The sequence below is a fragment of the Bacteroides sp. An279 genome (genome assembly GCF_002159615.1).
GTDB classification, from domain to species: Bacteria; Bacteroidota; Bacteroidia; order Bacteroidales; family Bacteroidaceae; genus Phocaeicola; species Phocaeicola intestinalis.
Genome location: NZ_NFJA01000058.1, coordinates 1 through 24,030, shown reverse-complemented (window position 1 = coordinate 24,030; position 24,030 = coordinate 1). Strand labels below are relative to the sequence as shown.

Here is a 24,030-nt window from a genome sequence, read left to right as displayed (position 1 = left end):
AACACCATCAGGTAACGGCTGTAGACGTGATACCCGAAAAGGTAGATTTAATCAACCAACGCAAGTCACCGATTCAGGATGAGTATATCGAAAAGTATTTAGCGGAAAAGGACCTGGACCTGACTGCCACCTTGGACGGGGCCAAAGCATACGCTGATGCGGACTTTGTAGTCATTGCCGCCCCCACCAACTACGACCCGGTAAAGAACTATTTCGACACCAGCCACGTGGAAGAGGTGATTGAACTGGTGAAGAGCGTCAATCCACACGCCATCATGGTGATTAAGAGCACCATCCCCGTAGGCTATACCGAAAGTATCCGCAAAAAAATGCAATGCGACAACATCATCTTCTCACCCGAATTCCTGCGTGAAAGCAAAGCGTTGTACGACAACCTCTATCCCAGCCGTATCATTGTAGGACGTCCCGAAGGCGATACCCGTTTGGACGAAGCCGCCCATACCTTCGCCGCCTTGTTGCAGGAAGGAGCCATCAAGGAAAACATCGACACTTTATATATGGGCTTGACCGAGGCGGAGGCGGTAAAGTTATTTGCCAATACCTACCTTGCCTTGCGTGTCAGCTACTTCAACGAACTGGACACCTACGCCGAAATGAAAGGGCTGGACACCCAAGCCATCATAGACGGTGTCTGCCTTGACCCGCGCATCGGTACGCATTACAATAACCCCTCGTTCGGTTACGGCGGCTATTGCCTGCCAAAAGACACTAAGCAGTTGCTGGCCAACTATGCCGATGTGCCTGAAAACCTCATCCAAGCCATCGTGGAAAGCAACCGCACCCGTAAGGACTTCATTGCCGACCGTGTGCTTCACATGGCAGGTTATTATGATTATTACAACCGTGGCGATTTCAATCCTTCGGAAGAAAAGAAATGCGTAATTGGTGTTTACCGTCTGACCATGAAGTCGAACAGCGATAATTTCCGCCAGTCCTCTATCCAAGGCGTAATGAAGCGGGTGAAAGCCAAAGGTGCGGAGGTGATTATTTACGAACCGACATTGGAAGACGGCAGCACCTTCTTCGGCAGCAAGGTGGTGAATGACTTGAACGCTTTCAAAGCGCAAAGTCAGGCGATTATCGCGAATCGGTATGATGCTTGTCTGGATGATGTAAAAGAGAAGGTGTATACGCGGGATATTTTCAGGAGGGATTAAATATGGAAAATGTCATAACAGAACCGAGAGATTTTACAAAAGCTTCAATACAACAAATATTGGATTATTTTCATTTTGAGTATTTGAATGCTGTAGATTTAAATAATGACCCAAATAAACAACAATTTTATTGTGGTATTACATGTGATATTGACCAAAATTTAAGTCGTCATGGTGTTAAAGGGTATATGGCTTGTGCTTTGTGCGATTCTTTTGAAACAGCAAGTAAAGTTGAGAGTCTTTTAGGAAAACAAGGGTTCGATACTGGGGATTCTCAAACTATAGGAAATGGAGGCAATGAAAGATCCACAATAGTTTATATGATAGAAAAAACAAACGATTTTAGGTCTTAGTAAAAAGTTGCCATTTTCTTCCATGTCTTTCGAAAATAACAAACGCATAGCCAAGAATACGTTGTTGCTTTACTTCCGGATGTTGCTTACCATTGTAGTCGGATTATATACCAGCCGCGTGGTTCTTAACACCTTGGGAGTAAGCGATTACGGAGTTTATAATGTCGTTGGCGGCATTGTTGCCATGCTCTCTTTCCTTAACTCTGCGCTTACGGCTGCTTCACAGCGATTTATAGCCTTTGAGTTGGGGCGTAGAGATTTAAGTAGGTTGAGAAAAATCTTCTGCACTTCCGTTACTATTCATGCAACGTTGGCAATTATAATTTTCATCATTGCAGAAACAGTTGGGCTTTGGTTCATTAATACCCATTTGAACATTGAAGTTGATAGGCTGGTTGCCGCCAACTGGGTGTACCAGTTCTCCATCTTCACGTTTATGCTGACGGTGTTAAGCGTACCATATAATTCGTGCATTGTAGCCCATGAGCATATGAATGCCTTTGCGTATATCAGCATATTGGAAGTTGCGTTAAAACTGCTCATTGTCTACCTTTTGCTCGTTATCAGTTACGACAAGTTGATAACATACGGCATTTTGGTGTTTGCCGTTGCTTTGGTGGTACGGTTGACGTATGGCGTTTACTGCAAGCGGCATTTTGATGAATGTACATATCATTTCATCTTAGATAAAAAACTTTTCAAGGAAATGTTTTCGTTTGCGGGTTGGAGCGTTGTCGGTAATCTTGGTTTTTCTTTTAAGGATCAGGCTGCCAATGTCATTTTAAACTTGTTTTTCGGAACGGTTGTCAATGCTGCGCGTGGCGTAGCGTTGCAGGTAAACGGAATTATAGCCGGATTCTCTACAAATTTTATGATGGCACTTAATCCTCAAATAACCAAACAATACGCTTCGGGAGACATTAAAGGCAGTATGAAATTAGTGTATGCAGGAAGTAGGTTCTCATTTTTTTTACTTGCTTTTATTGCCATACCAGTTATGATAAATCTTGATTATTTATTAAAGCTATGGTTGGGCATAGTACCTAAATACACATCCGATTTCTTATTCTTAGCATTAGTTGCGGCCTTGATTAATTCTATGGCACAGCCATTGGTTACGGCTTTACAAGCAACAGGGAAAATAAAGGTCTTTCAAATTTCGATATGTATTGTAATGTTGTGCGAACTGCCAGTGGCATACATTATTCTGCATTTTGGTGGTCAGCCTTATATGGCAATGTATCCAACGGTTCTCGTTGTTTTTGTCGGTCTGTTTACAAGATTTATTGTATTGAAACAGCAAGTGCCGGCTTATAAATTACGTTACTTCGCTTTTTCCATTGTGGGAAAGAATATATTGCTTGGGACGTTTTGTTTTATGGCGGCCTACTATGTGCATAAGGCTTTACCTGTAAACTTTGGAACATTTATTTTAACTTCAGTCGTTTCATGTGTGATTGTTGCTTTAGTTGTATATACTTTGGGTATAACGCAGAATGAGAGAATAAAAATCAATAATAAGATTAAAGTTATATTCTCAAAATTATAATCACTTCCGAATTAATTGCATTTTAATTTATGATAGATTTTTCCATAATAATTCCGCATCACAATATACCTAGTCTTTTGCAAAGGTGTTTAGATTCAATCCCAGAACGTGATGATTTGGAAGTAATAATTGTTGATGACAATAGTTCTACTTCAAAAGTAGATTTTAAAACATTCCCGGGATTAAACAAAAGAGGCATAACCTGTATTTTTGATAAGGAAGGAGGTGGTGCAGGATATGCTAGAAATTTGGGGCTGGACGCAGCTGTTGGTAAGTGGATTATGTTTGCTGATGCTGATGATTTTTACAACACGAATGCATTAAATGCATTATTTGATAAGTATAAAAAATCAGATTTCGATATTGTTTATTTCAATGCATTGAGTATCTATGATAATGGAGAAAAATGTAAAATACAATGTAGAATAAACCAATATTTTCAAGCAATACGGAGAAAGAAAAAATGGGGATTTGAGGGATTGCGGTACAATACATGGGAACCGTGGACAAAAATGGTTAAAAAATCTTATATAGATAAATACCATTTAAGGTTTCAAGAGATTTTCAGACGGAATGATTTATTATTTGGAGTCAAAGCAAATGTTTATACCACAAATTTTGCTATCTATGATGAAATAGTCTATTATTACGTTCAACGAACAAATAGTATTGTTCACACAAAGCAGACGGAACAGCAATTTAATGAATTAGTAGATATTAGGTTTGCTGTAGATAAGTTATATGTCGAGCATGGTATAAAAAGACAATTCTGTGTTTTACATCTACTATATTTAGCTTATAAACAGAATGGTGTAGCAGAGGTATTGGCACTTTATAAAAAGATTAAACAAAATCATATTAGTCTATTTAGAGGGCTAAAATATTATATCGCAGACTTGTTTTTATTGGATTAATTGTTGAAAATAAGATGAATAATATTATCACATTAGCGATTGTGGCATTTGTTATTTCTTTGATGTCATATAAGAAGACAAATGGGGAAATAATGTCTTGTACCTTTATAACTTCATCCTTATTATGTATAAGCTCAATATTACTTTTTACTCAGTCTATAGTATGGGGAACCTCTATAAGTGAAAAAGCATTAATATTATTAAGTTTTGGGTTGTTAGCAGTCTTTTTAGGCGAATTTAACGCCCAAGCATTATATAAAAAACAAGCGCAAACAAAAAGAATTGTTTACAAATATTTCTCTTTTAAATATTGTAATATTTTATTATGTATTTATATATTATTTACAATTCTTTATGCTATGGAAATTAAGCGACTAGGCTCTATGTTAGGTTTTAATGATTTAACAGCAATTGGAGAAGTAAAGGCCAATATGGAAGAGCTTAACGACTCAATGAATCCGATAATACGACAATCGTATAAAATAGTTACATCTGCAGGTTATATACATTCCCTAATTTTTGCGAACAATGTTTTCTTAATTAAGAAAAGATGGTATAAAGAGTGTAAACACTTAATTCCATTTATATGTACTATTTTTATAACACTAGCAAGCGGTGGACGTTTAAATATTTTCAAAGTAATGATGGGACTAATTTTTATAAGTTATATAGTCCTTCGAGAGAGTAGCCAATGGCAAAAAAAATATATAGGTAAGATATTTAAAATTGGAGTTCCATTTGTGTTTGGTTTTGTAATTTTATTTAGTTCTGTAAGTTTGATTGTTAAATCTAACGCAGATACACGGGAAAAATCGGCAGTTTTTGATTATATTTCTTATTATGCAGGAAGTCCAATACAAGTTTTTGATATAAAAGTAAAAGATGGGCGTGAAAAATGGTCATTTTCAAGATTTGGTAACTATACATTTTCTGGCATTTATAAAATACTTGGTTTTAATGAGGATGCTAAAGCAGATAAGATTGGAAAGGGTATGGTTTATTTAGGAGGCTTATCGAATAAGGCGGGGAATGCTCAAACTATTTTTGGTGCTGCGTATCAAGATTTTGGATTTATTGGAATGTTGTTATTTATGTATATTACGTATTTCATCTTTTGTAAATATTATTACAAAAATATATTAAATTCGTATTCTTCTTATTGCAGAAACAAAAAACTTTTGATATACACGTATTGTTATGTTTCTATTATTGTGATGGCATTTTATGATAACTGTTTCTGGATTTTATTATCGACTACGGGCTTATTGACTTTAATAGTGTTATTGTTTATGTATTGGTTTTATTTTAAGAAATTAATTATAAAAAATTAAGCAATGAAGATTGGAATCTTGACTTACCATGCTTGCTTCAACTATGGTGCATGCCTCCAAGCATACGCTTTACAGCAAACTATTAAGAAAAAATGTAATGATTGTAAAATCATTGATTATCAATCGAAAAAGTTAATCGACATCAATCATCCGTTTTGTAAAGTGCCGAAACACCCAAAAGAATTAATAAAGAACTTGACGAGGTTGCCTTATTATTCCCAACTCATGAAAAGGAAAACCTTATTTGAAGACTTTATCAATCATACGCTGGATGTAAGCCAACGCTGCTCTACTGATGAAGAAGTAAGAAACGAATGCGAGAAATACGATTGCATTGTCTGCGGTAGCGATCAGACTTGGAATCTTGACCCTTCTATCAGATATGAAACTCCTTTGTATTACTTGAATTTCCCTAAAAAACAACGGCGAATCACATACGCCACCTCATTCGGCTCTTGGGTTAAGGATTTTTATACACGTGAAAAAGAAATAATGCCGTGGATAAAAGAGTTTGACAAACTTTCCATGAGGGAAGAGAGTGGCGTGGAACTGTTACGAAGCAAAGGATTGGAGTGCGAATGGGTGTTAGACCCGACCTTGTTGTTGCGAAGTGAGGATTATGACAAGATTGCCGTAAGCCGAATAATTTCAGAACCGTATGTTTTACTGTTTTCATGGAACGGAGCACACGAAGCCGTAGCAATAGCTAAAGCTGCAGCAGCAAAATTGGGTTGCAAGGCTTATTATATCGTTCCACCACCAAGAGCTATGTTTTGCGGAATAAAGCGCAAGCTTGACGTAGGTCCGAAAGAGTTTCTCAGCCTTGTAAAACATGCATCGTTTATTGTGACGAATTCGTTTCACGGAACTGTTTTCTCTACGATTTACCGTAAACCATTTATCTCCGCTATATATGGGAATGTTGATGCGCGTAGGGCTTCATTAATGAAACAGTTTGGTTTGGAAGACCATCTGATGAGTCCTGGAAACATTGATTTTGAAAAAATATTTAATACTGATTTCGGCAAAGTGGAAGAACGCTTGAAACCTTTGCGTGAATATTCGCTCAGTTATCTATATAACGCATTAAAAAATGATTGACTTTGATTTTGAACAATATTGCTGTGGTTGTACTTCATGCGCAAACTCATGCCCGGTCGGTGCTATACAAATGCACAAGAATGAAGAAGGCTTCTTGATGCCGGTTGTGGATAAAGATAAATGTACCGATTGCGGGCTTTGCAACAAAAGGTGTCCATACTTAAACGTTAATGCAGATATTGCCAGCTTCAACCTTAATGATTTTAGCGGAAAGCAAGCTTATCTTTATTATTCAAACAAAACATCTCGAAAGGATTCTGCTTCAGGTGGATTTGTTAACGACGTATTCTCTAAGTTCGTAAAAGAAGACGGTTATGTATGTGGGTGCGTATGGGATGAAGAATTAAGGGCGACTCACATCGTAAGCAACAATGACAGTGACCTGCCCAAGATGCAAAGTTCCAAATATGTACAAAGCGATTTATCGTCATGCTTCAAAGAGATAAAAGAATTAATAAAGACAGGTAAAAAAGTTGTATTTTGCGGTACACCGTGCCAAACTGCAGGCTTACGGCAGTATATCGGTAAACTTGCCGATACTGAACAAGTTGTTTTAATTTGCCTGATATGTCATGGTGTGCCTTCGCCTGAAGTCTGGGATTATTATAAGAAATGTCTGGAAAAGAAATTCAAGGCGCATATGACGAACGTGAATATGAGGGATAAATATACTAAGGGTTATGCCCTTTCGTATGCAAGGTATACATTCAAAAAAAGTGTCGTATCTGGGCGAAGTTTAGAAATGTCGGTTAACTGGCCGACGTATCTAAGCGACCCTTACATTTTCTTGTTTACGGACAACCTCTATTTACGAAACAGTTGCTACCACTGCAAATACAAATCCGTCAATACCGGTGCAGACATAATTGTCGGTGATTTTTATGCTTCTACGACTGGAGCAGGAAATGACGGATGTTCGTGCCTTGTTGCAATGACCGAAAAAGGCAACAAGACGATACAAGGCCTTGATGGGGCAATAAAAGAATCATCAATAGACGAAATCGGAAGTGTGAATGGTATGATTTGTCACTCTGTAGCAATAAACCACAAGCGTAATCAATTCTTTGCTGATTTAAACAACAATCCAGAAATGGATATGAATTTGTTTAAAAAGTATTTGCCATTTCGGTTTTATGTCAAAGACATATTAGGAAGGCTGGGATTGTTTAACGTTGTAAGAAAGATAATAAAATGAAAAAGGTGATGGTAGTCATGTCTACCTACAATGGAGGAGAACGGATTGTCAAACAGCTTGATTCTATCTTCTCTCAAGAGGGTGTAGACGTGGAATGTTTTGTTCGGGATGACGGGTCAAAGGATAAAAACACTCATACTGTATTAACCAAATATATGCAGCATGAAGATAGGCTGAAGGTTGAATTTGCCGAAAATGTCGGTTGGCAAAGAAGTTTTTTATTAGCACTATCAAAAGCACCCAAAGCTGATTATTATGCGTTTTCAGACCAAGATGACGTTTGGATGAATGACAAATTATCTAAAAGTATTTCCGAATTGGAAAAACATAATTCAGAAAAGGCACTATTGTTTCATTGTAATAGGATAAGTTGCACTCCTGCCCTAAAAGCATTGCCCATTCAAGCACCTAAAGTTCCATGCCCTCTGAATAAAAAAAATGCTTTAACGCAAGAATATGCGCAAGGATGCTCAATTGTAATAAATAATGTAGCCCGTGATTTAGTTTGTAGACATTTTCCATCGAAGGATGTGCCACATGACTTTTGGACAGGATTGATTTGTTACTATTTTGGTGAAGTCTATTATTCTCCTGAGCCATTATTTTATCATATTAATCATGGTGGTAATGCTTCTACTGCAGGACATATTAAAGAAAGCCGTCAACGTAGACTTAAGTCATTTTTACGGGAAAACAGTTATCCCAACGTGGCCAATGACTTAATAAATGGTTATTCTGATTTATTATCAACAAACGACCGTAATTTTCTACAAATTGTTGCCACAAATAAAGACAACTTTGTAAAGAAACTACGTCTGGTTTTGGACCCGGATTTCAAGCGTGTTAATTGGCAAGGGACGCTTCTATTGAAATTATCTGTTTTGTTAGGAAAATATTAAAACATTACTTTAATGAATATTCATAAAAACAAATCTCCAATAGCAATAAACGGTCAGTTCACAGCAAGACGGATGACTGGTCAAGAACGCTTTGCTTACGAGATAATAACCGAGCTTGACAAAATATGCAAGAAAGGTGAGTTTGAGTTAATAGTACCACAAGATGCAAAGGATATACCGAAATTGGCCAACATCCCCATTATAAAATATGGCAAGGCCAAAGGTTCGTTATGGGAACAGACGTTTTTTGCTTGGTATACCATTCTGCACAAAAGGATTTCTCTGAATCTTTGTTCGATTATGCCCTTGCTAAAACCGGGGATTATCTGTATACATGACTTAAGCTACAAAGTAAATCCGCAATATTTCACAACCCCCTATGCAAAAATCTCTCAATGGTGGCATAAATTGCAATATTATTTCGCATGGAAATTTTCCCCTATCATCTTTACTGTTTCCGAATACTCAAAACAGCAAATGATTGAAATTTATCATGTTAACCCTAATAAAATAGTAGTAATAGGGAACGGATGGGAACACTTCAATCGAATAAAAGAGGACGAAACTTTAAAAAAACGCAAGCCGGAATTGTTTACAAAACCTTATTTCTTCTCCTTAGGCAGTTTGGCTCCAAATAAAAACATCCAATGGATATTAAAAGTGGCACAGCGTCATTGGCAATATAATTTTTTTATTGCAGGTAAGGCAGATTTGAAAGCATACGGGGAAGATTATAAAGAATGTGATTATCCCAACGTCAAATTCTTGGGATATATATCCGATGGTGAGATAAAGTATTTGATGAGGCATTGCAAGGCTTTTATTTTTCCGTCTTTTTTTGAGGGTTTTGGCATACCTCCATTAGAGGCGTTAAGCGTTGGTGCAAAAGTAATCTTAGCGAAAAGCAGTTGTTTACCGGAAATTTTTGGAAATTCCGGATATTACATCAATCCTAACAATACGAATGTTGACTTAGATGAGATATTAAGCAATCAAGTAGAATCGGTAGATAAAGTGTTGAATAAATATAAATTTGACCGATTTGCAGGAATGATTCATGAACACCTAAAACCGTTTTTATTTGCTTCGAACAAACAGCATAGAAGGGCAACCTTTTAAGGCAAACAAATTAGAGAGTGCTTGAAGATTCAGAAAATGATACAAAGCTAGTGAGTGGTCAAAAAATGGCTATTAATTAAAATGAATACCTTCGCTGCCAACCAAATTTATGGAATTATGTATAGCAGTGAAGATCTTGAAAGGTTTTACTTTCAGTACCAGACCGAGGCATTGCCTCATGGAGAATCTTTCCAATCGTTTGTGTCCTGTCTGGAACTTCATCGGAACTTTTTTCAAAAACATCTTTAACGGGTGCAGGGATAATGTTAACATAGTTCCTGGCAAAATCACTTTGGCTACCGACCAATGTTAAATTCAAAACCAATTAATTAACAAAACTCGATTTAGGGCACTGAAAAGTGCCCTTTCAAAAGGATATGCCCTAAATTGAGTGCTTATGGATGTTTACCATGTTGTGAATGGTAATTTGTGTTTATGTTACATCTGCCGAAAGAAAAGATAAAGGAAGTTTGGGAGAAAGGCACCAAAGTGGATGGCTACAATTCTGTTATGTGGCGCAAGGACTTTGCCGGAGCATGGATTCGCCGCATCGACTATGGGAAACGCACGATGTACGGGTGGACTATAAACAGATTGTGCCCTGTGTCTCAAGGGGGAACTACTGACATTGAGAACCTAAATGCGATGCACTGGAAAAATGACTTATGCAAAGCTGACAACTATCCATCCTTCAGTTCGTGTGTAACGGCAGAAGGTAATAGGAATATAAGCAAGTTACAAGTATGGCAAGTGAAATAAAACCTCAAAATGGACACCAAACAGAAAGGCCATTGTCATTCCTCGGTAGGCATTTAAACTGGACAATTATTGCCTTAATTGTCTTGTTGTTATTGTGCGCTGTTGCATTCTTTTGGAAATCTCCCCTCTTTTGTTGGGATTGTGCAATAGATGCAGGACGTTGGGGGCAATTCGGTGATTTCGTTGGAGGAACGTTAGGGACATTTCTCACTTTTTTAAGCATCGTTCTTCTTTATAAAACATTTGAGGCTCAAAGAGAAGCGAACGAATTGACCAGACTCTCCAATGCGCAAATAGACGAAGAGAACAAGTTACAGGTGGAATGGGAGAAAGGCAGGCAGTTTGAAGAAAAATTCCATACATTACTGGCTTTATATAGGGAGGCAGCACATGCCTATAAAGACAGGAATGGCAATCCCTGTACCGTAGACGAGTTTGTTATTGAAACATTGACTGTATGCGAATTTAACAACAGAGATAAATATTTGAAAAGCACAAATGCGGCATGCCGTACATTTTTTGCAAATGTGAGGGGGAGCTTGCCAACAATAAATACGCACATGCGGCTGTTATACCAGCTTCTTTCCTTGTTGAGTGAAAGTGAGTTGGATGAGAAAAGCGAGAGGGTCTATGCCAAGTCGTTACGTGGACAGTTGAGCGACATGGAGTTGGTGCTGATAAGATATAACTGCTGGCGTAAGGTTGGTGAGAATATGCGCCCGTTGGTTGCCAAATACAATATCATGAAACATCTTCCGTTGCTTAACCTATTGGAATACAGGAAATATACGGAGATGGGTGGAGGAAGTATTCCCAATGATTACATTGGGCTTCTTAGCGACGAACTTGTTTTGTGGCGCAGAGAAATCAGCCATTTGTTTAAGATGGCTTGCGACACTGACGAGCAGCAAGAACAGGTAATGTCGTATGGCAGCTTATTTGATGTAAAGTTTAGCGTAAGCGATGATTGCCGTGACTACGAGATTATGCTCATACAAAAGAAAAACAGCAAAGTCGGCATTAAAGATGAGGTGGCAAAACTGCTGTTCGACATTTCTGACGAAGACATGAAAGGTCTCCTGTCGGAGTTTCACCGGGAAGTGTTTGATTTGGCAAACTTCAATGAATGGAACAACATAGAGGACTTGGAGCAGTCTGAAAAGCCAACGTACGGCTCTATTTCTATTGAACACCCATCTGGTATCCGAGAATGTTATAAACGAATCTCGTTTAATGTGAAAGGCAATAAACCTCTCAACGTTTCTTATTATCAAGTAGAGTTTCCTAAAGCCGAACCTCAAGATGATGAGCTTGTGGCTGAGGAATGTTTCGGAAATGAGAGCATCATAGATTAGAATAAAAATTCAAGTAACACAAGATATGAAAATACTATTTATTGGCGGGGCAGGCTTTATCGGGGCAAACCTAGTGAAGCGATTCTGTGAGAACGGAAGTTTCGAGGTAACGGTGATAGAGCCAGAAACTGCAAGTGTAATGCGGCTTGACGGACTTCAAGTAGAGATAGTAAGAGCATCGCTTGCCAATGTGGAAGTAGTAGAGCAAATCATCGCAAATAAGCGGATAGACACTGTAGTGCATTTGGTATCAACACTTATTCCAGGCAGCGGCTATGAGGATTTCAAACGGGAATTGACCGATATGGTATTCCCTTCTATCCGTATCATGGAATATTGTGCAAGGTTTGATATAAAATTCGTTTATTTTTCTTCAGGCGGCACAGTGTACGGTAATCGCACTACCATGCAACCGTTTGTAGAGACAGACGATATGGCACCCATAAGTTATTACGGGTGGTCAAAGCAGATGATGGAAAACAGCATACTGTTTAAAAACAGGACTGAAAAGTTGCGTTACCTTATAGTCAGGCCGTCGAACCCTTACGGGCACGGGCAAAACTTGTACGGACGGCAGGGGCTTGTAGCTGTGGCAATAGGCAAGATTCTCAACGGACAACCCGTAGAAGTGTGGGGAGACGGTTCGGCTATCCGTGATTATATCTATATTGATGATTTGTCGGAAGTGTTCTTCCAGCTTATTGACAATAATGTAAGCAATGAAACTGTAAATATAGGAAGCGGACGCGGGTACTCGGTGAACGATGTGCTGGCATTCCTGAAAATCATTTCCAAAGTGGACTTTAAGATAAAGTATGAGAATGCACGTCCGATGGATGTGTCGAATATGGTACTTGACACGGAGAAAATGCATAAGTTCACAAATGTGGAGCTTACACCGATGCTTGAAGGTGTCTCAATGTTTTACGAAGAATCTAAAAAGAATCAGAATATATGAAACGGATAGCAATCATAGCTGGAGTCTTGCATTCAGGTGGAAAGCGTAACCTGATTATGGAGTATTACAGGCATATAGACAGGTCGAAAATACAGTTCGACTTTATTTGCGATGCTGACTCGAATGGTATTCCCGAAAAAGAGATAGCGAAACTTGGCGGCAGGGTCTATACTGTAGCTCCATATAAACATATAATACCCCACTTAAAAGAGACATACCAGATTCTTAAACGGAACAAGTATGACACAATGCACGCTTTTGATAACATGTTAAATATATTCCCTATGTTTGTGGGGTGGCTCGCTGGTGTCAAGGTAAGAATCTCGGAAAGCATATCAAAAGGTGATAAGAACGAGAAAAAGACTTTAATTAAATATGCGCTAAGACCTTTTTCGCATTGGTTTGCTACCCATTATATGGCAAACTCGGTGGATTGCGGTATTTGGCAATTCGGGAAAAGCACATACAATAAAGGAAAAATCAGTATATTCAAGACCGTTATCGATGCTGAAGCCAATGCATTCGATGGAAATTTACGGGAAATGACCCGACAGAAATTCGGATGGAACGACAAGATTGTTTATGGCTTCATAGGCAGGTATGTACCTCAAAAGAATCCGCTTTTCCTTATAGACATTTTTAATAGCATAGCGAAGAAGCAAGCAAATGCAATTTTTGTAATGATAGGTTTCGGTGAGTTGGAAGAGGAAATGCATTCGCGGATTAAGGGCTTGGGAATATCTGATAGAGTAATAGATTTGGGACGGCGTGATGACATAAAGCAATTTTACAACGCCTTTGATGCTTTTCTCCTGCCAAGTCTTTATGAAGGTATGCCCGTAGTCGGCATTGAATCCCAATGTGCAGGGCTTCCGATTTTTTTCTCGAAGAACATAACGGAAGAGACTACGGCGTCAGTGCTCGCATATTATATCGGCTTGGACGAAACTCCAGATACATGGGCTGACAAAATAATTGAAAAAACAAAGGCAAATATGCAAGTCCGCAAAAGCCATGCGGATGATATAAAGCAGAATGGCTTTGATTCGTACAATGAAGCGCAAAGGTTGCAGGAGTTTTATTTGAACACAATAAAATAAATAAACCATGAAAGGAATCGTTTTAGCCGGTGGCAGCGGTACGCGTCTGTACCCTATCACCAAGGGAGTAAGCAAACAGCTGCTTCCCATCTTTGACAAACCGATGATTTATTATCCCATTTCGGTACTGATGTTGGCAGGTGTCCGGGAAATCCTGATTATCTCTACGCCATACGATTTGCCAGGATTCAAGCGGTTGCTGGGAGACGGCAGCCAGTTCGGAGTGAGGTTTGAATATGCAGAGCAGCCTTCACCCGACGGGCTGGCACAAGCGTTTATCATCGGAGAAAAATTTATCGGAGACGATTGCGCTTGTCTTGTACTGGGCGACAACATCTTCTACGGAGCCGGACTGAACACGATGCTGGAGCAGGCAGTTAAGGATGCCGAAGAAAATAGTAAGGCTACGGTATTCGGCTATTGGGTGAGCGACCCGGAACGTTACGGTGTGGCGGAGTTTGACAAGGGCGGCAACTGCCTGAGCATCGAGGAGAAACCGGAACATCCGAAGAGCAACTATGCTGTGGTAGGCCTGTATTTCTATCCGAACAAGGTGGTGGAAGTTGCTAAACACATCAAGCCTTCAGCCCGTGGAGAACTGGAAATAACAACGGTCAACCAAGAGTTTCTGCATGACAATGAATTGAAGGTGCAGACCATGGGACGTGGGTTTGCCTGGCTGGATACGGGCACACATGACTCCCTTTCGGAAGCTTCGACTTTCATTGAGGTTCTGGAGAAACGTCAAGGCTTGAAGGTTGCCTGCCTTGAGGGAATCGCTTATCGCAAGGGCTGGATAACGGCGGAGAAACTTCGTGAAGTTGCACAGCCTATGTTGAAGAATGACTACGGAAAGTATTTGCTTTCAATTCTTGAAGAAAAAGAAGATTCGTTGGAAAAGAACTTAGAATATTAAGGAATATGAAAGTAATAAAGACAGCAATAGACGGCGTGGTGATAATAGAGCCACGCCTATTCAAAGACGCACGTGGATATTTCTTCGAGAGTTGGTCGCAAAGGGAATTCGAGGAGAAGGTCGGGCATGTGACTTTTGTGCAGGACAACGAGAGCATGTCATCGTATGGTGTCATGCGTGGGCTGCATTTCCAGCGTCCGCCTTATACACAGGCAAAACTTGTAAGGTGCGTTCGTGGCCGTGTGCTTGACGTTGCCGTTGACATCAGGAAAGGTTCGCCCACTTACGGCAAGCACGTGGCTGTGGAGTTGACCGAGGATAACCACCGGCAGTTTTTCATCCCGAAAGGGTTTGCACACGGTTTTGCCGTGTTGAGCGAAACGGCGGTGTTCCAGTACAAATGCGATGAGTTCTATCATCCAGAAGCGGACGGCGGCATAAGCATTCTTGACGGTAGCTTGGGTATTGACTGGCAAATACCGACCGAACACGCAATACTGAGCGAAAAGGACACGAAGCATCCCTTATTAAAGGATTTTGAATCTCCTTTTAGAAGCTGTTTTGGATTTATCGTGTGATGATTTGGGATGAGTTTTTGAGGCATTTTTCGCTTCTGTGATGAGGAAGATAGCGGGCTATCTGACGAAGAACAGGAGCGAAAAGGACCAAAAAATCGCCCAAAGCACACACGAAAACGGATACATCAAGCCAAGAAAAACTTTTTGGAGAAATTCAAAACAGCTTCTTAATATATAGGTGATAAGTTGACGGGGACACAAGGTTCTGAATAGTTTTGCTAATGGTATCTAAAACCTTGTCAACTTGTCAACTGATACCTTGTAAACTAATAAAAAACAATGAACATACTTGTAACAGGCGCGAACGGCCAGCTCGGCAACGAGATGCGCATAATCAGCAAAGAAACGAACGACAACTATACTTTTACGGATGTCGTAGAGGTTGAGGGCGTTGAAACGACAATCTTGGATATAACTAATGCCGATGCCATACGGAAAATAGTGAAAGAAAAGGATATACGGTGCATAGTCAATTGCGCCGCTTATACTAATGTGGACAAGGCAGAGAGTGACGAGACATTATGCAGGAAGCTCAATGCTGATGCACCGAAGCTATTGGCAGAGGCGATGAAGGAAGTGGGAGGACTTCTTGTGCAAATCTCGACAGACTATGTTTTCGGCGGCGACCCGTATAACACTCCTTGCAGGGAAGACCAAAAAGGAACGCCGACGGGTGTCTACGGCAAGACAAAGCTCGAGGGCGAGAAGAACATAGAGACCGTAGACTGTGATTACGTCATCATAAGGACGGCATGGCTCTATTCCGAGTTTGGCAGAAACTTCGTCAAGACAATGCTGAACCTGACAGGGACTAAGCCAAAGCTGAATGTTGTTTTCGACCAGGCAGGAACGCCTACATACGCATACGACCTTGCGGTTGCAATAAAGACCGTGCTTGCAGATTATGAAAAGGAAAATCCTAAGGATGGATATTCAAAGCGTGGCATCTACCATTTCAGCAACGAGGGTGTTTGCTCCTGGTTTGACTTTACGAAGAAGATAGCCGAACTTGCAGGGAACACGACCTGCGACATAGAGCCTTGCCACAGCGACGAATTCCCCAGCCCGGTGGAACGTCCTGCCTATTCGGTATTGGACAAGACGAAAATAAAGGAGACATTCGGGTTGAAGATACCTTATTGGACGGATTCGCTAAAGGTCTGCATGAAGAACATGAATGTCTTAAAATGATAACGACAACAAAACATAAACGATATGGAATACAAGAGAAACATCATCATAACAGGCGGCGCGGGCTTTATCGGAAGCCATGTGGTGCGCCTGTTCGTAAACAAATATCCTGAATACCGCATCATCAACTTAGACAAGCTGACATATGCCGGCAACTTGGCTAATCTGAAAGACGTGGAAGACAAACCGAACTATACTTTCGTAAAAGCCGACATCTGCGACTATGAGACGGTGAAGTCGCTGATGGCGAAGTACAAAGTGGACGGAATCATTCATCTTGCGGCAGAGAGCCACGTTGACCGAAGCATAAAAGACCCGTTCACCTTCGCCCATACAAACGTAATAGGAACTTTGACGCTGCTCCAAGCCGCAAAGGAATATTGGGAGAGCCTGCCAGAAGGATATGAGGGGAAACGCTTTTACCATATCTCTACGGATGAAGTTTACGGAGCATTAGAGCTGACCAATCCGGAGGGAATTGAATCTCCGTTCACTACAAAAGCAAGTTCGGAGCACCACCATGCCTATGGAACCGAGTTCTTTACCGAGGAAACGAAGTATAATCCGCATTCTCCTTATTCGGCTTCAAAGGCAAGTTCAGACCATTTTGTCCGTGCTTTCCACGACACCTACAGAATGCCGACCATCGTGACCAACTGTTCCAACAACTACGGACCTTACCAGTTCCCTGAAAAACTCATTCCCTTGTTTATCAACAACATCCGCCACAGGAAGCCGCTGCCGGTCTATGGAAAAGGCGAGAACGTAAGGGATTGGCTGTATGTGGAGGACCATGCAAGGGCGATTGACCTCATCTTCCATAAAGGCAAGATAGCCGACACATACAACATCGGCGGCTTCAACGAGTGGAAGAACATTGACATAATCAAGGTTGTCATCAAGACCGTTGACCGTCTGTTGGGGAGAAAAGAAGGTGAGGACATGGACTTGATAACCTACGTCACAGACCGCAAGGGTCACGATATGCGTTACGCCATTGACTCACGCAAACTGCAACGCGAACTTGGCTGGGAACCGAGCCTGCAGTTCGAGGAAGGTATCGAAAAGACTGTCCGCTGGTATCTGGATAATCAGGCATGGATGGACAACGTGACGAGCGGTGACTACCAGAAGTATTACGAGGAAATGTATAAGGAACGGTAAACGTCTTTTTTGCCAACTCAAGGGCAATGCCGTCCCTTTTGTCCTATATTATACTTAACGGCTGTTTTTGGCTATGGTAAACATAGCTGGCATACGATGTACCATGGAACGTTGTTGCTGGGAGCGCGAGGGTTATTTACAAGCAAAAGTTTACCGCATAGAGCGGCTTGTTTTCCATCCATCCTTGGTCCTTGTAAGGCAACATCGACAGGCGCATTCCTTTCAACTGGGGATGTTTGTCAATATAGGTACGTAGTGATTTCGAACGGACATTTACCTCTGCTTTCACTTCGATAGGGATGACCTTTTCATCCTTTTGGATGAGAAAGTCTATTTCTACTCGCGAGTTATTCGCACTGTAATAATAGGCAGGGATGCCCTTGGATACCATCTGGGTAAGCGCAAATAGCTCGGTGAATGCGCCTTTGTACTCACTGAAACAGCTTTCGCCGACCAGAATGGTCTCTGGGGGCGTGTCTACCATCGCGCCCATCAAGCCGACATCGAGGGTGAACAACTTGAAAGCGGAAAAGTCCTCGTAAAACTTCAGCGGAAGCGACGGTGTGGTGACGCGGTTGACACGGTAGACCAGCCCTGCATCGATGAGCCACTGTATGGCCAGCTCGAACTCGGAAGCTCGGGCACCCTTCTTGATGGCACCATAGATAAATTTCTTGTTGTCCTTGGCTAGTTGTGAGGGAATGGTGTCCCACACTTGGTTGATGCGCGGCACTTGACTTGAAGGGGCATGCTTGGAGAAGTCGCGGCGGTAGCCGAACAATATTTGCTTTTGAAGGTTTCTCACCTCACTGATGTCATGACTCCTGGTGTACTCGCTTACCACCGCCGGCATACCACCCGTGAAGTAATATTGACGTAGACAATCGGTTAACTTGCCGGCAAAAGTGTCTATCACGTTAAAATCCCGTGTACGCAATATGTCTGCCAATTGTTTCTCACCAATGGCCATTAAGAACTCATCGAACGTCATGGGGAACATCTTGATCACGTCTACCTTACCCACATGAAAGGAGGTGTCGCCATGCAACGATATGCCCAACAATGACCCTGCCACGGCGACATGATACTCGGGGGCGTTCTCGCAAAAATATTTCAAGGAGTTTAACGCCAAGGGATTTTCTTGTATCTCGTCGAGGATAATCAGCGTTTCGCCAGGCTTGATGCTGACATGGGTAACGGCAGACAAGGACAAGATGATGCGGCGGATGTCATAGTCCCGCGAAAATATCTTCGTAACCACATCGTTGTTGTCGCAGTTGACGTATGCAATGTTTTTGTATTGCGTCCTGCCAAATTCTTTCAAGATATATGTCTTTCCCACCTGCCGCGCACCATTGAGGATAAGTGGCTTACGGTTGGTTTTATTCTGCCAATCAATGAGCTGAGCTAATATATTACGTTCCATATCGCATTTATTTGCACGAATAACTGGCACAAAGTTACATTTTTTTGCATGAATAAACAAGTGTTCCCTACATTTTTCTGCACGAATAGGAACTGTGGTTGCGCTATCCGAAGGCAAGGAAGCTGGGCATGACCGCCACGCCTTGCCGGTTGAACCGTAAGGGATTCACAGACTTATTTGACACGCTCATCACTTCGGACAGCATCGCGGACTTTATCAGGCAGGGATGGTTGTCCGCTTTCGACTATGTGTCTATAAGGCCGGGCAGTTACGATCAAAGGCTCATAGACGGCCTGTCGAAACGTGGTGCCGACGGCGATTATCAGGTCAAGGAAATGGATGCTGTGCTGAACCGCAGACCGAGCATAGAAAGGCTATATGAAAGCGTGCTGCTGTATGCCGACGGAAAGAAAGGCATCGTGTATGCGATAAACATCAGCCACGCACGGAACATTGCTGAATATTACAAGGAACATGGGATGAATGCCGTCGCCATATCCAGATGGCAAGGCCGACACTCTCTCTTGCCAAATACCTGCAGCAAGTAGGACGCGGACTCAGGAAAGTGGATGGCAAGGAAACGTGTGTGCTGATTGACAACGTGGGGCTATACCACATATTCGGGTTGCCGACCGATTATCGGGACTGGCAAGCGATGTTCGAAGGGTGTATGGCAGGAAAAGGCTATGCCAACCATATTGGCTTGGCAGTCCGTGACAGTTCTATATCCATTCCTACAGTCGCGGACAACGGGCTTGAACTTATAGTGTCGCACGACAACCTTATGACGTATCTTAACAAAGAATTGTCCCGTCCAAACAATACGGCTTGCCTGAAAGCCTATAAGGACGTGGCGAGTGGACTGTACGGACTGAGGCGCGGAAATATGATTACCTGCAAACCGCAGTCTGTGAGGGTGTTTGATATTCAAGAAGACTTTGCCATCGTAAGGCTGGTGAACTTGAGCATGGCCGTGGTAGACGATAGCGGAAAAGTGAAGCACAGCCTTGCCGGTTACAAAAGCGTAAGGATTCAGGAAAACCATATTATCGCTGTTACGGACAAGAGGAACAATGAAATGTACATCGACCTATACAGCGGACACTTGTACACGGGGAAACCTAAAGTTGTTAGGTTGGGAGACGTGCAGCTGTTGGAGGTGGACGGCATCTATTACAGCCGCACACGGGAACTGTACAAAAGCAGGAGGAGTACAAGCGGAACAAGCATCCTTACCTGCGGGCATTATGTGCGCATCGTAGATTATTTTTCATCTCCCCGATGCAGGCAGGTCAACGAGGACGATGCCACGTGGGGGTATGACTGCGTGTGCCTGCTTGCCGGAGACCACGACACATATTATCATTATTGCGAGATGTTGACTGGTGGAGACATCGTAATTGTCGACAATGCTGGGAAGTATTACCTTGTGGAGGATGCAAGCAAGGCCAAGCGATACATAGCCTGCGAGCATCCCCAAACACCGGAAGAGGACTTCGATGGTGTCATTCAACGGCTGAAGTCCGAAGCCATGAAACGCTTGACGGAACGAAAGATGGAAGAGTGGCAAAACGATGAACGGAAGCACAGGGCGCGGCTTGACGAGCTGAAAGCCGCCGTGCCGTTCAGGTCTGGTCTGAAATGGGGATTGCAGTTGGACGAGCGTGTTGTCGTACCGCCAATTTACAGAAACATCAAAAGCCCCGTGGGCTGTTATTGCGCCGTGGAGGGCAACCCCAACCAATGGGGCATCATCATGGTGGATGGGAAAGTGGTGATAGAAACGCGCTACACGGATGTGGAGATAAACGAAAACGGAACGGCCCAGCTGACAATAATACCAGGGAAAATCAAGACGGTGAATCTGAGAAAACAATAAGGTTGCATAATGCTTGCTTGGCTGTGTAGCCGTCAGACAAGAGAAATAAAAAGCCTTTGCATTTCTGTTCCAAACAGGAGGCAAAGGCTTTTCTTGCAGTAGGACAGATAGGTTTCCGCCACATCCGAATATTTATTGCGTGGACGTCTTATGCCAAGCTCCCTGCAATGCTTACACAATAAATACAAATCCTTATTTCAATAGCGGAAGCTGATCCAGCATGTTCTTAATGCGGATGGCTGTGCGGGGCATAGGTTCGGCTACGGTCAGCCCGACAATATCCTTTTCCTGCCCGATATCGTTTATCACACGCACCACTTCTGCGATTTTCATTCCATCCGGGACCACACCGACCGCCGCGATGATTTCCGCCGGGTCGAGTACATCCATATCAAAGTGAATGACAACCTTGGATGCTCCGCACGATTGCAACCATTGCCGTACCGCATCACTGTTCTCGCGTACATCTTCCGGTGTCAGGTGTTTGATGCCATATTGTTTTTGTCTTACCTTGATTTCGTCACGCTCCCAATCGCGCAATCCGACAAAAAGGATTTTGGAAGGGTCTATCTTCATCGGCAGTTCAGAAACAAGCTGTTTGTCGCCCAAGCCCATGCAGGCTGTTACCGCCATGGCGTGATAGCCCGCATAGGCATCGCCGGGCAAGGTAATGTCCGGGTGTGCGTCAATCCAGACCATTGCCACATCATCCTTGTATTTGTCCGCAAGGTAGGTAAACGGAACGACGCTTGCCGAACATTCTCCGCCCAGTGTTACGATTTTATCAGGATGAGTTATTTTCAGAATATCCAAAGCTGCTCGGGTCTGCGCGATGAGCGCCTCTTTGTCCAAAACGCCGTCGGTTACTTTACGCTCTATCTTGTCGGTTGCCACAGGAACCGTGTAGGTTTCTTGCCCGCTGTCCGGTGCAAGGAAATTCAGCAACTGCGCCCCAAGGTAATATCCCCTCGAAGCCTGCTCCGGGTCTTTTACTTCCGTTATCCAGTGGGCGATGTCTCCACCTTGCCACTGCGGATAAACCAGCCGGATGGTTTTTGTACGTTGATTATTATCCATGGTGATTTCGTTATTTTGTGCCTTGCCGGAAAACAGCGTTCCGCATAGCAAAGCAGTTACTAATAACATTCTGTTCATATTCCCCTTTTTTGTGTGCGAAGATAGCATCCTTACGCCACGTCTGCAAGTACGGGCAAATTATTCATATACGGATAAATTTGTCCCTATATCCGTTTCTCGTCATAAAATATGTACTTTTGTCCTGCGAATTGACAACATCAAATATATGTATAAGAAGAAAATACCCTTAGACCTGGATTGCGGTGTGGCCATAGCCATGGAAGTCATGGGCGGCAAGTGGAAATCGTGCATCCTCTACGAACTGGAGAAAGGCTGCAAACGTCCCAGTGAACTGCACCGGCATTTTGAGGATACCAGTCCCCGTGTCATCAACCAGCAGTTGAAAGAGCTGGAAATGCACGGCATGATAGAGAAAACGATTTATCCCGAACTTCCGCCCCATGTGGAATATTCCATCACGGACGACGGGCGGAGCCTTATCCCCATTATCCGGATGTTGGAACAATGGGGAAATGATTTCCGCCCGAAGATGGTGCGGATATTGGAAAAAACGGGAATGGCAGAATAGTTTTTATATACAATTGTAACACGAAAAAGTTATCTTTGCCCCGGATATAAATCAAGCAAACATGGAAACAGAAAAAATGAAAATGAAGGCAGGCAAGTTGTACGATGCCAACTATGACAAAGAACTGTTGGCGGAGCGTGCGGCATGTGCCGATCTGACTTACGAACTGAATCAGCTACGCCCCTCCAAAGCGGAAGAACGGGATGCGCTGGTAAGGCGCATATTGGGTAAAGTGAAGGGCAACTGCACGATTGTTTCTCCTTTCTTCTGCGATTACGGGTATCACATCGAAGTGGGTGAGAATTTCTTCGCCAACATGAACTGTGTCATCCTCGACGAAGCTCCGGTGAAGTTCGGCGACAATGTGTTCGTGGCTCCGAACTGTGGCTTTTATACGGCAGGGCATCCGCTGGATGTAGAACGCAGGAACCAGGGACTGGAATATGCACGCCCCATCACGGTAGGCGATGACGTATGGATAGGAGCCGGTGTCAGTGTGCTGCCGGGCGTGACGATAGGCCAAGGTGCGGTTATCGGTGCGGGCAGCGTGGTGAACCGGGATATTCCGCCACGGGTACTGGCCGCGGGAAATCCCTGCCGGGTGATTCGTGAGATTACAGAAGAAGAGGACTGCACCGTGACACCCAGGTAAGACGCGATGTACTTCATGGGGATTTGCTGGATGACCTCCGGATATTCGTCCAAAAGCGTCAGGTAGCGTTCGAAAGCATTCTTTTTCCATAAGTCCATGAGCCAGTTCTCGTAGAGCAGGATGAAGTTCTCCAGCATCCTGCGCCCTAAATTTGCCATGGTAATGGAGGAGTTGAAATGCCTGTGCAGTTCTTCTTTGGAAAGACAAATGGCCTCGCTCTCCGTCATGGCCTCGAACGACAGGCGCGAAGGCTCGTCGGAAATATAGCCCCAGACGGAAAACACCAGTTCGCCCGGCGTGGCAAACCAGGCAGTAGCTTCCTCTCCGTTCTTGAAGTGGTAAGCCCTCCAGATGCCTTTGGTGATGATATACACGTTGCTGTCGACCTCATCCTTGTGGACGACGATTTCATTCGTCTTGAAACCCAGAAACAAGGTCTCTTTCACCCGGTTCAGATGACTGGCTCCGTAATTGAACGAGAGGATAGGCACTATGCCGTCCGACAGTCCCACGAACATCTGGACTCCCAAATTCAATATATAATTGATGGCCGTAAATGCAGCTACTCCCACTTCTCCCCAGTTCTTCATCATCACCCAGTTGAAGAGGAATACCGTAATGCCGGCTGACAAAGGTAGTAAGTAGATGTTGAGAATTAGTTTATATAATGTGGTCGGCTCAGAAACGCAGATTAACGCAGATTTTCGCGGATTCTTTTAATTTACTATTTTTCGATTTACGAAGTAC

General features: G+C 42.6%; 23 protein-coding genes and 1 pseudogene. 21 read left to right on the top strand and 3 right to left on the bottom strand.

Translation table 11 applies throughout. The features are described from left to right. The 17 genes from B5F78_RS10960 to B5F78_RS10875 form a co-directional block, all read left to right on the top strand. The coding region (locus B5F78_RS10960; protein WP_087406709.1) for a nucleotide sugar dehydrogenase at window positions 1-1,178 on the top strand (1,178 nt) is incomplete at its 5' end. 2 nt (window positions 1,179-1,180) lie between these two features. Then, window positions 1,181-1,531 carry a hypothetical protein gene (locus tag B5F78_RS10955; protein WP_087406708.1) on the top strand — a complete coding sequence of 117 codons (351 nt, stop codon included), beginning with the start codon at window positions 1,181-1,183 and terminating at the stop codon, window positions 1,529-1,531. A 133-nt stretch (window positions 1,532-1,664) separates the two neighbouring features. Then, window positions 1,665-3,080, top strand: coding sequence for an MATE family efflux transporter (locus B5F78_RS10950; protein WP_241148264.1), 1,416 nt, complete (start codon window positions 1,665-1,667; stop codon window positions 3,078-3,080). A gap of 29 nt (window positions 3,081-3,109) precedes the next feature. Then, window positions 3,110-3,994 carry a glycosyltransferase family 2 protein gene (locus B5F78_RS10945; RefSeq protein WP_087406706.1) on the top strand — a complete coding sequence of 295 codons (885 nt, stop codon included), beginning with the start codon at window positions 3,110-3,112 and terminating at the stop codon, window positions 3,992-3,994. Window positions 3,995-4,008: 14 nt separating this feature from the next. After that, window positions 4,009-5,325 carry an O-antigen polymerase gene (locus B5F78_RS10940; protein WP_087406705.1) on the top strand — a complete coding sequence of 439 codons (1,317 nt, stop codon included), beginning with the start codon at window positions 4,009-4,011 and terminating at the stop codon, window positions 5,323-5,325. A 3-nt stretch (window positions 5,326-5,328) separates the two neighbouring features. Next, window positions 5,329-6,426, top strand: a complete 1,098-nt coding sequence (locus B5F78_RS10935) for a polysaccharide pyruvyl transferase family protein (protein WP_087406704.1) — start codon at window positions 5,329-5,331, stop codon at window positions 6,424-6,426. Next, the gene (locus B5F78_RS10930; RefSeq protein WP_087406703.1) at window positions 6,419-7,621 is read left to right on the top strand and encodes a Coenzyme F420 hydrogenase/dehydrogenase, beta subunit C-terminal domain; all 1,203 of its coding nucleotides are present in this window, start codon (window positions 6,419-6,421) and stop codon (window positions 7,619-7,621) included. Before B5F78_RS10935 ends, B5F78_RS10930 begins: the two co-directional genes overlap by 8 nt. Continuing rightward, the gene (locus B5F78_RS10925) at window positions 7,618-8,520 is read left to right on the top strand and encodes a glycosyltransferase (RefSeq protein WP_087406702.1); all 903 of its coding nucleotides are present in this window, start codon (window positions 7,618-7,620) and stop codon (window positions 8,518-8,520) included. The genes B5F78_RS10930 and B5F78_RS10925 overlap by 4 nt, the downstream gene beginning before the upstream one ends. Before the next feature lie 12 nt (window positions 8,521-8,532). Further along, complete coding sequence (locus B5F78_RS10920; protein ID WP_087406701.1) at window positions 8,533-9,639, top strand: glycosyltransferase family 4 protein; 1,107 nt, start codon at window positions 8,533-8,535, stop codon at window positions 9,637-9,639. A 435-nt stretch (window positions 9,640-10,074) separates the two neighbouring features. Further along, the gene (locus B5F78_RS10910) at window positions 10,075-10,398 is read left to right on the top strand and encodes a hypothetical protein (RefSeq protein WP_087406699.1); all 324 of its coding nucleotides are present in this window, start codon (window positions 10,075-10,077) and stop codon (window positions 10,396-10,398) included. Beyond that, window positions 10,383-11,753 carry a putative phage abortive infection protein gene (locus B5F78_RS10905; RefSeq protein ID WP_087406698.1) on the top strand — a complete coding sequence of 457 codons (1,371 nt, stop codon included), beginning with the start codon at window positions 10,383-10,385 and terminating at the stop codon, window positions 11,751-11,753. The genes B5F78_RS10910 and B5F78_RS10905 overlap by 16 nt, the downstream gene beginning before the upstream one ends. A 25-nt stretch (window positions 11,754-11,778) precedes the next feature. Next, entirely contained in the window at window positions 11,779-12,711 is a 933-nt protein-coding gene (locus B5F78_RS10900) for an NAD-dependent epimerase/dehydratase family protein (protein ID WP_087406697.1), read from the top strand. After that, on the top strand, window positions 12,708-13,811 hold the full coding sequence (locus B5F78_RS10895) for a glycosyltransferase (protein ID WP_087406696.1): 1,104 nt from the start codon (window positions 12,708-12,710) through the stop codon (window positions 13,809-13,811). The genes B5F78_RS10900 and B5F78_RS10895 overlap by 4 nt, the downstream gene beginning before the upstream one ends. Window positions 13,812-13,818: 7 nt before the next feature. Then, on the top strand, window positions 13,819-14,727 hold the full coding sequence (gene rfbA, locus B5F78_RS10890; protein ID WP_087406695.1) for a glucose-1-phosphate thymidylyltransferase RfbA: 909 nt from the start codon (window positions 13,819-13,821) through the stop codon (window positions 14,725-14,727). 5 nt (window positions 14,728-14,732) lie between these two features. After that, the gene (rfbC, locus tag B5F78_RS10885) at window positions 14,733-15,305 is read left to right on the top strand and encodes a dTDP-4-dehydrorhamnose 3,5-epimerase (RefSeq protein ID WP_087406694.1); all 573 of its coding nucleotides are present in this window, start codon (window positions 14,733-14,735) and stop codon (window positions 15,303-15,305) included. Window positions 15,306-15,584: 279 nt separating this feature from the next. Further along, the gene (rfbD, locus tag B5F78_RS10880) at window positions 15,585-16,496 is read left to right on the top strand and encodes a dTDP-4-dehydrorhamnose reductase (RefSeq protein ID WP_087406693.1); all 912 of its coding nucleotides are present in this window, start codon (window positions 15,585-15,587) and stop codon (window positions 16,494-16,496) included. A gap of 24 nt (window positions 16,497-16,520) precedes the next feature. Then, entirely contained in the window at window positions 16,521-17,660 is a 1,140-nt protein-coding gene (locus B5F78_RS10875; protein WP_087406692.1) for a dTDP-glucose 4,6-dehydratase, read from the top strand. Between the two features lie 136 nt (window positions 17,661-17,796). Here the strand turns inward: B5F78_RS10875 and B5F78_RS10870 are convergent, their stop codons facing one another. Next, window positions 17,797-19,086: an ATP-binding protein gene (locus B5F78_RS10870; protein WP_087406691.1), complete on the bottom strand. Its 1,290-nt coding sequence runs from the start codon at window positions 19,084-19,086 to the stop codon at window positions 17,797-17,799. A 98-nt stretch (window positions 19,087-19,184) separates the two neighbouring features. Between B5F78_RS10870 and B5F78_RS10865 the strand changes: the two genes are divergently transcribed. Together B5F78_RS10865 and B5F78_RS10860 are read left to right on the top strand one after the other, a co-directional pair. Then, window positions 19,185-19,634 (top strand): DEAD/DEAH box helicase, encoded by a 450-nt coding sequence (locus B5F78_RS10865; protein ID WP_087398287.1) that lies wholly within the window; start codon window positions 19,185-19,187, stop codon window positions 19,632-19,634. Further along, window positions 19,589-20,965, top strand: coding sequence for a hypothetical protein (locus tag B5F78_RS10860; protein ID WP_087406690.1), 1,377 nt, complete (start codon window positions 19,589-19,591; stop codon window positions 20,963-20,965). Before B5F78_RS10865 ends, B5F78_RS10860 begins: the two co-directional genes overlap by 46 nt. Before the next feature lie 192 nt (window positions 20,966-21,157). On the opposite strand, the gene B5F78_RS10855 is transcribed toward B5F78_RS10860, so the two are convergent. Then, a complete protein-coding gene (locus B5F78_RS10855; protein ID WP_087406689.1) occupies window positions 21,158-22,120 on the bottom strand; it encodes an arginase family protein in 963 nt (320 codons plus the stop codon). A gap of 148 nt (window positions 22,121-22,268) precedes the next feature. On the opposite strand from B5F78_RS10855, the gene B5F78_RS10850 reads away from it, so the two are divergent. Both B5F78_RS10850 and B5F78_RS10845 read left to right on the top strand, forming a co-directional pair. Next, the gene (locus tag B5F78_RS10850) at window positions 22,269-22,631 is read left to right on the top strand and encodes a winged helix-turn-helix transcriptional regulator (protein ID WP_041583985.1); all 363 of its coding nucleotides are present in this window, start codon (window positions 22,269-22,271) and stop codon (window positions 22,629-22,631) included. A 61-nt stretch (window positions 22,632-22,692) separates the two neighbouring features. Continuing rightward, on the top strand, window positions 22,693-23,283 hold the full coding sequence (locus tag B5F78_RS10845) for a sugar O-acetyltransferase (protein WP_087406688.1): 591 nt from the start codon (window positions 22,693-22,695) through the stop codon (window positions 23,281-23,283). A 185-nt stretch (window positions 23,284-23,468) separates the two neighbouring features. Here B5F78_RS10845 and B5F78_RS17850 read toward each other — a convergent pair. Beyond that, a pseudogene (locus B5F78_RS17850) lies at window positions 23,469-23,801 on the bottom strand (cyclic nucleotide-binding domain-containing protein); the annotation flags it as partial. Window positions 23,802-24,030 lie beyond the last annotated feature (229 nt).